This is a genomic window from Aeromicrobium sp. 9AM (assembly GCF_902506105.1).
In the GTDB taxonomy this organism is placed as follows: domain Bacteria; phylum Actinomycetota; class Actinomycetes; order Propionibacteriales; family Nocardioidaceae; genus Aeromicrobium.
In genome coordinates, this window is the sequence record NZ_LR733304.1 from 2,276,897 (window position 1) to 2,290,100 (window position 13,204).

A 13,204-nucleotide genomic window follows, 5' to 3' on the forward strand; every position below is an offset into this window, starting at 1 on the left:
TAAGTGACCCCTCAGCGGGCCAAAAGTGACCCGTCAGCGATGTGGTCAGGAGAGGAGGGTCGAGCGGAGGGGGGTGCCGACCCAGCGGGGGCCGTGGGGCTTCACCGTCACGACGCGCGGCTCGGCCTCGTCGACGAGGTCGCCCTCGTGCGGGGTGCCGAGCGGGTCGATCGGCCGTGCACCACGCACCTCGATGCGTACGTGCAGCCAGCTGTCCGCGAGCTGCTCGGCCATGCCGTCGCCCCACTCGACGACCGTGACGGCCTCCTCGGTGGTGGCGTCGAGGTCGATGTCATCGAGCTCGGCCGCGCTGCCGAGCCGGTAGGCGTCGACGTGCACCAGCGGCGGACCGTCCGCCAGCGACGGGTGCGTGCGGGCGATGACGAACGTCGGCGACGTGATCGGCCCGCGTACGCTCAGCGCCTCGCCGAGACCCTGCGTGAACGTCGTCTTGCCGGCGCCCAGGTCGCCGGACAGGACCAACAGGTCGCCGGGGCGCAACAGCGTCGAGAGCTTGGCGGCGAGGTCGTGCATCTCGTCGGGCGTCGGCACCTCGCGAGCGAGCCACAACGTCTTGCCGAACTCGATGAACTGCCGGTCGCGGCCGACGGGGTAGTAGAGCCGCCGCGACCAGAACTGCACCGTCTCGGGCAGCTCTTCGCGGACGTCGAGCCAGATGCCGTCCTTGCCACGCTCCTCGGCGGTGTCCTCCGCGACGCCGACCATGGCCGACGCGACACCGCGAGCCTGGATGTCGGGGTCGACGCAGACCCGCTTGAGGCCCAGCTGTCCGGGCCGGGACTCGTCGAACAGCATCGCACCCATGGGCAGGCCGCGACGCTCGACGAGCAGGCCGCCGGCGGTGCCGAGCACCTCGGCGACCGACTCGACGGTCTCCTCGGAGGCCGTCGACGGCGGGTCGAGCACGGGGCGAGCCCCGAACGACCGGTGGATGATGTCGACGATCTGCGGAGCGTGCTCCGGCCCGGCGTGTATGACGTTGAGCGCGGTCATGCCGCCACCTCCAAGAAGAACCCACGATACGGAGGCAGCGGCATGACATCTGCCACATGATTCCCGCCCCCTACTCGCAGGGCTCGTGGGGGTGCCCCCAGCTGGCGCTCGGTCATGCGATCTCCTCCAGGACGTCCTCGATGACCTTGGTGACCTTGGCGTGCTCCTCGAACATGACCATGTGGCCGACGTCCTCGAGGGCGACCAGCCTGGCGCCAGGGATGGCCTCCGCGAGCCGCCGGCTGTGCTTGATCGGTGTGACGAGATCGGCGGTCCCGCCCATGACGACTGTCCTGGCCTTGCCGATCACCTTGAGGCCAGGGGTCAGGTCGAGCGTGACGAAGTTGGGATAGAAGTCCATCAGCACGTGGGTCGGCGTCTTGAGGATCATCTCGTTGGTCATGTCCGCGTGGCGCTCCTGGGCATTCGGCCCGAGCCCCCAGCGGCGGACGATCGAGTAGCTGTTGAACGTACGACCCCAGTCCAGCACGGGTGAGGTGACGCGCAGCAGCGGGACCAGGTAGCGAAGGGCGGGGCTGCTGCGCATGAGCTTGCCGGAGCTCGTGCTGATCAGCACGACGCCCTTGACCCGGCGACCGAACTGCTGGGGCTCTGCCGCCGCCAGCTCCATGATCGCCATGCCACCCATCGAGTGGCCGACAAGGACGATCGGCCCGCGCGGCACCAGGGCGCTGATGACGGTGCGCAGGTCGTCCGCGAGGTGCGGGATCGAGGAGTTGTCGTGGTACGAACGGCCGGACTCGCCATGCGATCGCAGGTCGACGAACACCATGCGGACCTTGCCGCGCAGCGCGAGTCGCTGGTAGTGCCAGACGTCGATCGACTCGACCCAGCCGTGCACGAACACGACCGTCGGGGTCTTGCGCTCGGCCTCGTCGATCTCGCAGTTGAGCTGCACCCCGTCGGTCGCCGTGACCTGCACCGGATCGCTGTGTACGGAGCCGAACTCGACGTCCTCGCCCCGCCGCAACCGCCGCTGCTGGCGCTGCCGGCCGTTCAGCACCGAAGCGACGACACCCGCAGCCACGAACGCCCCAGCCGTCGTGGCGACCTTGGCCGTGCGACTCATACCGCCGCCTGCAAGAAAAGCCCACGATACGCAGACGGCGGCATGAGCTCTTCATTGTTCGCTCGCTGGCGCTCGCTCATGACTGCTCCCCCACGTACGTACGCTCGATGCGACCGCCCAGCCGGGTGACCACCTCGTACGCGATGGTGCCGGCTGCCTCGGCCCAGTCCTCGGCGCTCGGCTCGCCGTCGTGCCCGGGACCGAACAGCGTGACGACGTCACCGCGAGCAGCCTCGGCGTCGCCGAGATCGATGACGAACTGGTCCATGCACACCACTCCGACCTGGCGCGCGCGGCCGCCGGCGAAGCCGACCTCCGCACGGTTGGACGCGGTCCGCAGGATGCCCTCGCCGTAGCCGAGGGGCACCAGCCCGAGCGTCTTGTCGCGGTCGGCGGTCCAGGTGTGGCCGTACGACACGCTGGCCCCGGCCGGCACCCGCTTGACCGCGGCGAGGCGGCCCCGCAGCGTCATGACAGGGGTCAGCTTGGTCGCGTACGTGAGCTGGGGATCGGGCCGGATCCCGTACGCCGCGATGCCGACCCGCACGAGGTCGAAGTGCGCGGACGGCCTGGTGAGGGTCGCTGCGGAGTTGCTGAGGTGGTGCAGCGGCGGCTCGATGCCGGCTGCCGCCAGCTCGTCGACCGCGTGCCTGAACGCCGCCTCCTGGGCGTCGTTGGCCGGGTGTTCGGGCTGGTCGGCGCACGCGAAGTGCGACCAGACGCCGGTGATCTCGGCGGACCCGGCGGACTGGGCGGCTGCCGCCGCGGCGACGAGCTCGGTCCACTGCTCCCCGAAGGCGCCGTTGCGCGACAGCCCGGTGTCGACCTTGAGCTGGACCCTCGGCCGTAACGACGCCGGCGCGGCGAGGATCTCGGCAAGCTGCTCGGCCGACGACGCGGTGACCTCGATGCCCGCGTTGATCGGCGCTGCGAAGTCGGCACCCGGTGCCGCCAGCCAGCACAGCAGGTCGCCGTGGTCCCCGGCCCGTCGCAGGGCCAGCGCTTCGTCGAGTGTCGCGACGCCGAGCCAGTCCGACCCGGCCTGTCGCGCGGCGCGAGCCATCTGGGCGGCACCGTGGCCGTAGCCGTCGGCCTTGACGACGGTCATGAACGCCGACTGCGGCGCACACGCCTTGAGCGCGGCGATGTTGGCGCGGAAGGCGTCGAGGTCGACGACGGCCTCAGCCTGGGGTCCGGTCATGCCAGGCTCCCCTGCACGAATGCCGCCACCGTCGCCGGCAGCTCGTACGCCACGTCGGTGGCCACGACGGGTCCGTCCGGATTGGCCCTGACCGAGGCCACCCCGTGGAGGTAGGCGGCGATCGAGCCGGCGTCGCGCGGGTCGAGACCAGCGGCCAGCAGTGATCCCGCGAAGCCGGCGAGGACGTCGCCCGCGCCTGCGGTGCCGAGCCACGACGAGCCGCTGCGGTTGACGCGGGTGGGCGCGCCCGCCTGCGCGATGAGGGTGCGGCGCCCCTTGAGCAGCACGGTGGCGTTCCAGCGCTCGGCCGCGGCGGTGGCGTGGCCCAGCGGATCGCCCTCGACCGCCTCGCGGGTCGTGTCGAGCATGGTTGCGAGCTCGCCGGCGTGCGGAGTCAGCAGAGCGGGCACGTCGAACGTCGCCGGTGCGTGCTGCAGCGCGCTCGCGTCGACCACGACCGGCACGCCGTCCTCCAGGGCCATCGACAGCTGGGACTCCGCGTCGTCACCGCTCCCGGGGCCGACGACCCAGGCCTGGACGCGACCCCGCCCTGCGACGACCTCCGGCGCGCGATCGACGACCCGCTGGCTCAGCGCCTGGCTGCCGACGAACCGGATCATCCCGGCCAGCCCAGCCTGCGCGCCCGCGACGCAGAGATGGGCCGCCCCGGCGTACTGCTCGGAGCCGGCGGCGATGCCCAGGACGCCTCGGGCGTACTTGTGCGAGGTCTCTCCCGGCAGCACGGCGTCGAGCAGGTGGCCGTCCGTCGCCTCGATCGCCTCGATCGACGGGGCCGGCAGGTGCGGGATGAGGCCGATGTCGACCAGCGACACCGGTCCGGCCGCCCGGGCCGCCGGGTCGGCCAGCAGCGCCGCCTTGTGGGTCCCGAACGTCACGGTCGAGTCGGCACGCACGTACGCACCCGGGAGCGTTGCACCGTCGACATCGACGCCGGACGGCACGTCGACGGCGACGACGTACGGCCTGTGCTCATCGATCCAGTCGGCCCACTCCGCTGCCTTGCCGCTGAGACCGGGACGCGCACCGATGCCGAAGACCGCGTCGAGGCACCAACGCTGTCCGGTCGGGGCGACCACGACCTGCGCCCCTGCCGATGTCGCAGCGGAGAGCCCGGCAGCGTGGACCTTGGCCCCGTCGAGCAGGCACAGGTCGACGCGGACGCCGCGATCCAGCAGGTGCGTCGCGGCATACAGGGCATCGCCGCCGTTGTTGCCGGGCCCGATGAGGCACAGGACGACGTCGCCGGCGGGGATCAGTCCAAGGCCGTCGGCGAGACCGCGCGCGGCTCTCTGCATGAGCTCACCGTCAGGAAGCGTCGCCGCGAGAGCCTCCTCGGCGGCACGGATGTCGCCGACGGTGTGCGCACTCAGCATTCAGCCACCACGAAGGCCGTCGCGACGCTGGTGTCGTGCGAGATCGACAGGTGCACCGTCACGATGCCCAGCGCGCTCAGCCGTTCAGGCGCAGCGCCGTGCAGCGCGAACGTCGGTGCCCCGCGTGCGTCGTTGACGACCTCGAAGTCCTGCCACGACAACCCCGACGGCGCACCCATGGCCTTGGCGAGCGCCTCCTTGGCGGCGAACCGGCCGGCCAGCGACTCGAGCGGCAGCCCTCGCTCGGCCTCGGTGAACAACCGGCTGCGCATCATGGGCGTACGTTCGAGCGTCTCGGCGAACCGCGCGAGGTCCACCACGTCCACCCCGATGCCCAGAATGGTCATGTCAGCCCCGCACCTTGGTCATTCGTGGATCACTCGACCGTGACGGACTTGGCGAGGTTGCGGGGCTGGTCGACATCGTGGCCCAGCACCGAGGCGAACTCGCACGCGAAGATCTGCAGCGGCACGACCGCGACGAGAGGTTGCAGCAGCGTCGGGACCTTGGGCAGCCGGACCAGGGTGTCGGCATAGGGCACCACGTCCTCGTCGCCGTCCTCGGCCAGCACGATCGTGCGAGCGCCGCGGGCGCGGATCTCCTGGATCGAGCTGACGGTCTTCTCCTGCAGCTGGTCACGGCCCTTGGGCGGCACGACGATGAACACCGGCAGGCCTTCTTCGATCAGCGCGATCGGGCCGTGCTTGAGCTCGCCGGCGGCGAAGCCCTCGGCGTGGATGTAGGCCAGCTCCTTGAGCTTGAGCGCACCTTCGAGCGCGACCGGGAACCCGGCGTGGCGGCCGAGGAACAGGATCGACCGGGACTCCGCGAGATCGGCGGCGAGCTTGCGCATCTGGTCGCCCTCGTCGAGGAGGCGCTGGATCGCGGCCGGGATCTGCTCGATGTCGGCGATGATGTCGCTGATCTCGTCGCCGTACTTGGTGCCCTTGACCTGGGCGAGGTAGAGCGCGAGGAGGTAGCACGCGACGATCTGCGCCAGGAAGCCCTTGGTCGAGGCGACCGCGATCTCGGGGCCGGCGTGGGTGTAGATCACGGCGTCGGACTCACGCGGGATCGTCGAGCCGTTGGTGTTGCAGATCGACAGCACGCGCGCCTTCTGCTGGCGGGCGTAGCGGACGGCCATCAGGGTGTCCATCGTCTCGCCGGACTGGCTGATCGACACGACCAGCGTCGAGCGGTCGATGATCGGGTCGCGGTAGCGGAACTCCGACGCGAGCTCGACCTCGCAGGGGATGCGCGTCCAGTGCTCGATCGCGTACTTGGCCACCAGGCCCGCGTACGCCGCGGTGCCGCACGCCACGATGATGATGCGGTCGACGTCGCGCAGCTCGCTGTCGGACAGACGCATCTCGTCGAGCTGCAGCCGACCGTCGGCCGAGTGCCGGCCCAGCAGGGTGTCGGCGACGGCCTGCGGCTGCTCGGCGATCTCCTTGAGCATGAACCAGTCGTAGCCACCCTTCTCGGCGGCCGACACGTCCCAGTCGACGTGGTACTCCTTGGTCTCGGCGGGGTTGCCGTCGAAATCGGTCACGACGATGTCGTCGGGCGTGATCGTGACGACCTGGTCCTGGCCGAGCTCGATCGCGTCGCGCGTGAACTCGATGAACGCCGCGACGTCGGAGCCGAGGAAGTTCTCGCCCTCACCGCGACCCACGACGAGCGGGGAGTTGCGGCGGGCACCGACGACGACGTCCGGGTGGGCCGCGTCGCAGATCACCAGCGTGAACGCGCCCTCGAGCTGACGGCACACCGCGCGTACGGCCTCCGGCAGGTCGTCCGTGTGCTCGAGCTCGTCATGGAGGAGGTGCGCGACGGTCTCGGTGTCGGTCTCGGAGATCAGCTCGTGGCCCGTCGCCTCGAGCTTGGCGCGAAGGGCGGCGAAGTTCTCGATGATGCCGTTGTGGACCACGGCGATGCGCCCGGTCTGGTCCAGGTGCGGGTGCGCGTTGCGGTCGTTGGGCGCCCCGTGCGTGGCCCAGCGGGTGTGGCCGATGCCGGTGTGGGCGACGGGCAGCGGATTGGCCTCGAGCTCCGCGTCGAGGTTGACGAGCTTGCCGGCCTTCTTGGCCGACACCATCGTCCCCTCGTGGACCAGCGCGACTCCGCCGGAGTCGTATCCGCGGTACTCAAGACGCCTCAGACCACCCATGACGACGTCGAGCGCAGAGCGCTGTCCGACATATCCGACGATTCCACACATAGCGTCAAGGGTACCGGCGCTCAGGGCGGCGACTGCCGTCGCGTAAGCCTCCCGAGGGGACCGCGTGCGCCCGTCATACGAGGGAGACGAGAGAATGGCAGCATGACGCGCGACCAGTCACCGTATGTCGAGCTCGAACGCGCTGCGTGGGCCAAGCTCGCCGGCGACGCTCCGCAGCCGCTCCAGCCGGCCGAGATCGAGCGCGTACGAGGTCTGGGTGATGAGCTCGACCTCGAGGAGGTCCGGCAGGTCTACCTGCCGATGACGCAGCTCATCAGCATGCGCGTACGCCTCGCCGGTGCGCTCTACCAGGCGACCGAGGCGTTCCTCCACGCTCCGCAGACGCAGCGCACGCCGTTCGTGATCGGCATCGCCGGGTCCGTGGCGGTCGGCAAGTCGACGACGGCCCGCCTCCTCAAGGAGCTGCTCTCCCACTCCCCCGACCACCCCGTCGTGGAGCTCGTGACCACCGACGGGTTCTTGTTCCCCAACGCCGAGCTCGAGCGCCGCGGCCTGCTCGAGCGCAAGGGCTTCCCCGAGTCGTACGACCGCAAGGCCCTGCTGCGGTTCGTCATGGAGGTCAAGTCCGGCGTCGAGGTCGTGACCGCCCCGGTCTACTCCCACCTGACGTACGACCGCACTGACGAGCTCGTGACGGTCAAGGCGCCGGACATCGTGATCGTCGAGGGCCTCAACGTCCTCGCGCCGGCCCGCCCTCGCGGCGACGGCAGCCCCGGCCTGGCGGTCAGCGACTTCTTCGACTTCTCGATCTACGTCGACGCCTCCAGCCGCGACCTTCGCCGCTGGTACGTCGACCGGTTCCTGACGCTGCGCAAGACCGCGTTCGCGGACCCCGCGTCGTACTTCCACCGCTACAGCGCACTCACCGACGACGAGGCCGAGGCCCGCGCAGGTGAGCTGTGGGACACGATCAACCTGCCCAACCTGCGCGAGAACATCCAGACCACCCGCGGCCGGGCATCACTCGTCCTGCGGAAGGGACCCGATCACTCCGTCGACTGGGTCCGCCTCCGCAAGATCTGAGCGATCAGAGGTCGCAGTACGACTGCCGGTACGTGAACGGGGCCGAGGTCTTGGCCGCCGCGCTGTTCTCCTGGTCCGTGGTGGCCTTCCCGGCGAACGTGAACGCCGATGCGCCCGGATAGAAGTTGACCGCTGCGTTGCCCTTGGCGTCCTGGTATGCCTGGAGCGACCCGACGTTGGTGCTGAAGTGCACTGACCGGTAAGGCCGCACCGGATAGAAGTGCGCGAACATCGTGACGTTCTCCGGGCTGAGGTTCGAGCACTGGAAGCTCGGGGTCACCGCGAAGAACGTGACCTTCTGCGACACCACCGTGATCTTCTTGGAGTTCCCGGAGATCTTCGGGTCACCACCTCCGGCCGGCACGTAGTAGCGGAAGTAGCGCGTGCGGCTCGTGCTGGGGGTGAACTCGAAGTAGCCGAGCGAGCTGCTCTTCTGGGTCGACAGGGTCTTCCAGGCGTTGTCGACGTCATCGCGGTACTGCAGCTTGACCGTGCGGATGTTGTGGGTGGCCAGCCGCCCGTACGCCGAGAACCTCTCGTTCTTGATGACCTTGGTGTAGGTGACGTTGAGGTCTTTCGAGCTGGCAGCGTTGGCCGCCTCGGTCGTCAGACCCACCGCGACCAGGCCGGTGAGCGCCAGGATGGCGGCACAGAGCAGACGTACGGGTTTCATGAGGTCTCCCATCAGAGGATCTGGCACGAGGTGATGGAGTAGTGGACGACCGGAGTGGCGAACGAGCTGGCCCCGTAGAAGCTCTCCGCGCTTGCTGCGGCGTCGAACGTCCCGTTGGTCGTGCCGGGATTGAAGCGGAACGACACCTTGCCGGAGCTGTCCTGGTAGTCGTTGGTGTCGATCGCGCTCGACGCGAAGTTGACCTGACGACCCACCCGGTTGGGATAGAAGTCGAACGTCACGGTCACGTCACTCGTGGGGTTGGCGCCGAAGTGGCACTGAGTCTTGCGGACGACGTCGATCGAGACCTTCTGCGCGACCACGGTGACCTTGCGAGGGTTGCCCTTGATCGATGCCAGCGAGCCGCTCGCCGGGGCGTAATAGCGCCAGTAGCGGGTCTTCGTGGTGCTGGGCGAGAACCCGAAGTAGCCCTCCGAGTCGCTCGTCGTGGAGCTCTTGGTGGTCCACGGGCCGGAGCTCGAGTTGCGGTACTGGAGCCTGACGGTGCGTACCGCGTTGGTCGACAGCTCGCCGTAGGCGAAGAAGGTCTCGGACTTCATGACCTGGCTGTAATTGACCGTGAGGTCCTTCGAGCTGGCGGCATTGGCCGCCTCGGTCGTCAGACCCACCGCGACCAGGCCGGTCAGGGCCAGGATGGCAGCGCAAAGCATACGTACGGGTTTCATGGGGTTCTCCCTGTAGAAGTGTCCCGAGAGGCGTTCGAAAAACTACTGCAGTCCGGGACAGCGCGTACCCGAAACGGAGAAATCGTCTGGACCTATTGAGTCCGGACGTACTCGCCCAGCCAGCCGACCTGGCGGAAGCCCATCTGCTCGTTGACGGCGATCATCGGTCCGTTGCTCGCGGCGTTGAAGGTGTGGACGTGCCGGCGCGACTCGAGGAGGTCCGCCGACTCCTCCATCGCCCGCACCTTGAGCGACAGGCCGAGACCGTGCCCCCGATGATCCGGCAGCACGAGGGTGTCCCACTGGTAGGCGTCCTGCGGGTCGGTCTCAGAGAACACGAGCTGTGTGTGCCCGGCCAGGACACCGTCGGGCGACATCGCCGCGACGATCTGCATGACCCTGCCCTGCGCCACCAGCAGCTCCTCGTCAGAGCGTATGCGTGCCCGGTCGAAGAACTCGTTCTCCAGCGGATAGTCGCCCGACGGCGCCTCCTGGACGATCAGCGTGAGCAGGTGCGCGTACTGGTCGATCCACTCCTCCGGGCACGCCCCCCGCCAGGCATGCAGCACATAGCCGTCGCGGGGTGGCGCCGGCGGGAGCTCGGCAGGCAGGGTCAGTACGCGGTGCGCGTCGGCCAGGTCGCGCGTGAAGCCCATCGCCTCGGCGAACGCCGTGTGACCAGATCCTTCCTCGCCGATGCCCCACCCGACCTCGGCATACAGCGTCGAACGGCCCGCACCGGCGGCTATCTCGGCGAGCCGCGCCAGGATGGCCGACCCGTGGCCGCGGCGCCGGTGCTCGGGGCGGACGACGACATCGATGTAGCCGAGGTCGACGTTGTCCTTCTGCGGCATCTCGACGTAACCCATGCCGACCACGTCGCCCGACTCGTCCCGGGCGACCACGCCCTGGATCGTCAAGTGAGCGGCGTCCTGGAGCAGCTCGGCGCGCTGCTCACGAGCCGTGTAGGGCCGATCCCACTCCTCGGCGTGCCCAGCGGCGTACGCAGCGTGGTACGCCGCGAACTGCTCGTCGTCCCGGGGGTCCAGCAGCTCGACGTTCGTCATCAGGGGAGTCTACGAAAGCGGGTCGGCCTTCTGTCGGTGGCCGGCGGCAGCATGAGGGCCATGACCTCACCACGACACCACCGCATCGACTACGTCGAGCTCGCCGCCACCGACCTGGCGCGGCTCAAACAGTTCTACGCCGACGCCTTCGGCTGGGCGTTCAACGACTACGGACCCGACTACGCCGGCATCCAGGGCCGCACGCCCGAGGATCCCGAGGTCGGTGGCCTCAATCCCGAGTCCAAGCCCAGCCGCGGAGGCGTCTTCGTGCAGCTCTACTCCGACGATCTCGACGCGACCGCCGAGGCCATCCGGTCGGCCGGCGGCGAGATCGTCGACGGGCCCTACGGCTTCCCGGGTGGTCGCCGACTCCACTTCGTGGACCCCAGCGGCAACGAGCTCGGCGTCTGGTCCGAGCAGCAGTAGCTCAGAGCGCGAGGGTCGAGCGGACCACGCCGGCGAGGCGCTGGGCGACCTCGGTCGCCTCGTCGTGCGTCGCGGCCTCGACCATGACGCGTACGAGGGGCTCCGTGCCGGACTGACGCAGCAGCACCCGGCCGCTGTCGCCGAGCTTGGCTGCGGCGATCGCGACCTCGCCTTGCAGCACCGGGTCGGTGTCGGCGCGGGCCTTGTCGACATCGGGGACGTTGATGAGCACCTGCGGCAGCCGGGTCATGACCGACGCGAGCTCCTCGAGCGTCTGGCCGGTCTCGCGGATGCGGGACGCCAGGTGCACCGCGGTCAGCACGCCGTCGCCGGTCGTCGCGAAGTCGGCCATGATGACGTGCCCGGACTGCTCGCCGCCGAGGCTGTAGCCACCCGACCGCATGGCCTCGAGGACGTAGCGGTCGCCCACGGCGGTCTGGATCACGGTGAGGCCTGCGGCCTGGAGCGCCTGGACGAAGCCGAGGTTGCTCATCACGGTGGCCACGACGGTGTCGTCCTTGAGCCGCCCGGCGTCACGGGCGGCGATGCCGAGGATCGCCAGGATCTGGTCGCCGTCGACGACGGCTCCGGAGTGGTCGACTGCCAGGCAGCGATCGGCGTCACCGTCGAACGCGAAGCCGGCGTCCGCCTTGTGGTGGATCACGGCCTTCTGCAGGTCGTCGAGGTGCGTCGAGCCGCAGTCGAGGTTGATGTTGAGGCCGTCGGGCTCGGCGTGGATCGCGACGACCGTGGCGCCGAGCTGCTCGAACACCTGGGGCCCGACCTCGTACGCCGCACCGTTGGCGCAGTCGAGCACGATCGTCAGCCCGTCGAGCGGTCCGGGCGCCGAGGCGACGAGGTGCTTGACGTACGCACTCACGCCCGCGTGACTGTCGCCGATGCGGCCGACGTCGGAGCCGGTCGGCCGGTCCCACGGCTCCTCGAGGCGGTTCTCGATCTGCAGCTCGAGCTCGTCGTCGAGCTTGAGCCCGCCACGCGCCAGGAACTTGATGCCGTTGTCGGGCATCGGGTTGTGGCTCGCCGAGATCATGACGCCCATGTCGGCCTCGAGGTAGGACGTCAGGAACGCCGCACCCGGGGTCGGCACGACGCCGAGCCGGTGCACGTCGACCCCGGCAGACGCAAGACCCGCGACCACCGCGGCCTCGAGGAATTCTCCTGAGGCGCGGGGATCGCGGGCTACGACTGCGGTCGGACGCTGATCGGCGAACGCACCGACCTCGCCGAGGATGTGGGCTGCCGCGACCGCGAGGTCGACGGCCAGCTCTGCGGTCAGATCACGGTTCGCGAGTCCGCGAACGCCATCTGTGCCAAAGATCCGGCCCACAGCGTGATTAGCGCTTGCTGTACTGGGGAGCCTTACGGGCCTTCTTGAGGCCGGCCTTCTTGCGCTCCTTGATGCGCGAGTCGCGCGTCAGGAGTCCGGCCTTCTTGAGCACCGGGCGGTTGGCCTCTTCGTCGATCTGGTTGAGCGAGCGGGCCACACCGAGGCGCAGCGCGCCGGCCTGGCCGGTCATGCCGCCGCCCGTGACACGGGCGATGACGTCGAAGCGGTCCTGCAGACCGGTCTCGGCGAAGGCTTCCTTGGCAATCTGCTGGTGCAGCTTGTTGGGGAGGTACTCCTCGAGCGGCTTGCCGTTGACGGTCCACACGCCGGTGCCCGGAACGATGCGGACGCGCGCGATGGCTTCCTTGCGACGACCCGTCGCGGCACCCGGAGCGATCGTCGCGGGCTTGTCGGAGGTGACAGCGGAGCCAGTCGTCTCGGAGGTGTATGCCACACCTTCGGCGTTGGTCTCGAACTCGGTCTCTTCGGTGGTGGTCTCAGCCACGATGCGCCTGCTTCTCTTCTTTACTGGGAGATCTGCGTGATCTCGAACGGCTGGGGCTTCTGGGCGTGGTGCGGGTGCTCGGGGCCGGAGTAGACCTTGAGCTTCGTGATCAGCTGATCACCCAGACGGTTCTTGGGGAGCATGCCGCGTACCGACTTCTCGATCGCCTTGCGGGCATCCTTGTTGAGCAGGTCACCGTAGGCGATGGACTTGAGTCCACCCGGGTAACCGCTGTGGCGGTAGGCCAGCTTGTCGGTGCGCTTGTTGCCCGACAGGGCGACCTTCTCGGCGTTGATGATGATGACGAAGTCGCCACCGTCGACGTGAGGTGCATAGGTCGGCTTGTGCTTGCCGCGGAGCAGCGTCGCAGCCTGGACGGCGAGACGGCCCAGGACGATGTCCTCGGCGTCGATGACGTGCCACTGACGGGTGATGTCAGACGGCTTGGGGCTGAACGTGCGCACGGCGTGACCTTCTCGTTCTTGGTGGTGTGGTGTCGGTGGTCGTTCCCGCGGGTCAAGCCGACGGAGACACG

The 13,204-nt window shown here is 69.1% G+C and carries 14 protein-coding genes; 2 read left to right on the plus strand and 12 right to left on the minus strand.

The genetic code is table 11. From position 1 onward, the window contains the following. Positions 1-45: 45 nt before the first annotated feature. From tsaE to glmS, 6 genes are all read right to left on the minus strand, one after another. Entirely contained in the window at positions 46-1,014 is a 969-nt protein-coding gene (gene tsaE / locus BOSE46_RS17715) for a tRNA (adenosine(37)-N6)-threonylcarbamoyltransferase complex ATPase subunit type 1 TsaE (RefSeq protein ID WP_159541493.1), read from the minus strand. 112 nt (positions 1,015-1,126) lie between these two features. Continuing rightward, positions 1,127-2,104, minus strand: a complete 978-nt coding sequence (locus tag BOSE46_RS17720) for an alpha/beta fold hydrolase (RefSeq protein WP_159541494.1) — start codon at positions 2,102-2,104, stop codon at positions 1,127-1,129. Between the two features lie 76 nt (positions 2,105-2,180). Next, positions 2,181-3,305, minus strand: coding sequence for an alanine racemase (gene alr, locus BOSE46_RS17725; protein WP_159541495.1), 1,125 nt, complete (start codon positions 3,303-3,305; stop codon positions 2,181-2,183). Then, positions 3,302-4,699 carry a bifunctional ADP-dependent NAD(P)H-hydrate dehydratase/NAD(P)H-hydrate epimerase gene (locus BOSE46_RS17730; RefSeq protein ID WP_159541496.1) on the minus strand — a complete coding sequence of 466 codons (1,398 nt, stop codon included), beginning with the start codon at positions 4,697-4,699 and terminating at the stop codon, positions 3,302-3,304. The genes alr and BOSE46_RS17730 overlap by 4 nt, the downstream gene beginning before the upstream one ends. Further along, positions 4,693-5,046, minus strand: coding sequence for a holo-ACP synthase (locus BOSE46_RS17735; protein ID WP_159541497.1), 354 nt, complete (start codon positions 5,044-5,046; stop codon positions 4,693-4,695). The genes BOSE46_RS17730 and BOSE46_RS17735 overlap by 7 nt, the downstream gene beginning before the upstream one ends. A gap of 29 nt (positions 5,047-5,075) precedes the next feature. Then, the gene (glmS, locus tag BOSE46_RS17740) at positions 5,076-6,920 is read right to left on the minus strand and encodes a glutamine--fructose-6-phosphate transaminase (isomerizing) (protein ID WP_159541498.1); all 1,845 of its coding nucleotides are present in this window, start codon (positions 6,918-6,920) and stop codon (positions 5,076-5,078) included. Positions 6,921-7,022: 102 nt separating this feature from the next. Here glmS and coaA point away from each other — a divergent pair, with 102 nt between their 5' ends. Beyond that, a complete protein-coding gene (coaA, locus tag BOSE46_RS17745; RefSeq protein ID WP_159541499.1) occupies positions 7,023-7,964 on the plus strand; it encodes a type I pantothenate kinase in 942 nt (313 codons plus the stop codon). A gap of 4 nt (positions 7,965-7,968) precedes the next feature. On the opposite strand, the gene BOSE46_RS17750 is transcribed toward coaA, so the two are convergent. The 3 genes from BOSE46_RS17750 to BOSE46_RS17760 all read right to left on the minus strand — a co-directional run bounded on the left by BOSE46_RS17750 (position 7,969) and on the right by BOSE46_RS17760 (position 10,390). Further along, positions 7,969-8,637, minus strand: a complete 669-nt coding sequence (locus BOSE46_RS17750; RefSeq protein WP_159541500.1) for a hypothetical protein — start codon at positions 8,635-8,637, stop codon at positions 7,969-7,971. Positions 8,638-8,648: 11 nt separating this feature from the next. Next, a complete protein-coding gene (locus tag BOSE46_RS17755; RefSeq protein ID WP_159541501.1) occupies positions 8,649-9,323 on the minus strand; it encodes a hypothetical protein in 675 nt (224 codons plus the stop codon). Between the two features lie 92 nt (positions 9,324-9,415). Further along, positions 9,416-10,390 (minus strand): GNAT family N-acetyltransferase, encoded by a 975-nt coding sequence (locus BOSE46_RS17760; RefSeq protein ID WP_159541502.1) that lies wholly within the window; start codon positions 10,388-10,390, stop codon positions 9,416-9,418. Positions 10,391-10,450: 60 nt separating this feature from the next. Between BOSE46_RS17760 and BOSE46_RS17765 the strand changes: the two genes are divergently transcribed. After that, a complete protein-coding gene (locus BOSE46_RS17765) occupies positions 10,451-10,816 on the plus strand; it encodes a VOC family protein (protein ID WP_159541503.1) in 366 nt (121 codons plus the stop codon). A 1-nt stretch (position 10,817) separates the two neighbouring features. Here the strand turns inward: BOSE46_RS17765 and glmM are convergent, their stop codons facing one another. From glmM to rplM, 3 genes are read right to left on the minus strand one after another with little or no spacing between them, the layout of a single operon-like run. After that, entirely contained in the window at positions 10,818-12,164 is a 1,347-nt protein-coding gene (glmM, locus tag BOSE46_RS17770; protein WP_159541504.1) for a phosphoglucosamine mutase, read from the minus strand. A 7-nt stretch (positions 12,165-12,171) separates the two neighbouring features. Continuing rightward, the gene (gene rpsI / locus BOSE46_RS17775) at positions 12,172-12,669 is read right to left on the minus strand and encodes a 30S ribosomal protein S9 (protein ID WP_159541505.1); all 498 of its coding nucleotides are present in this window, start codon (positions 12,667-12,669) and stop codon (positions 12,172-12,174) included. Between the two features lie 20 nt (positions 12,670-12,689). Further along, a complete protein-coding gene (rplM, locus tag BOSE46_RS17780) occupies positions 12,690-13,133 on the minus strand; it encodes a 50S ribosomal protein L13 (protein ID WP_159541506.1) in 444 nt (147 codons plus the stop codon). Positions 13,134-13,204: the final 71 nt, after the last annotated feature.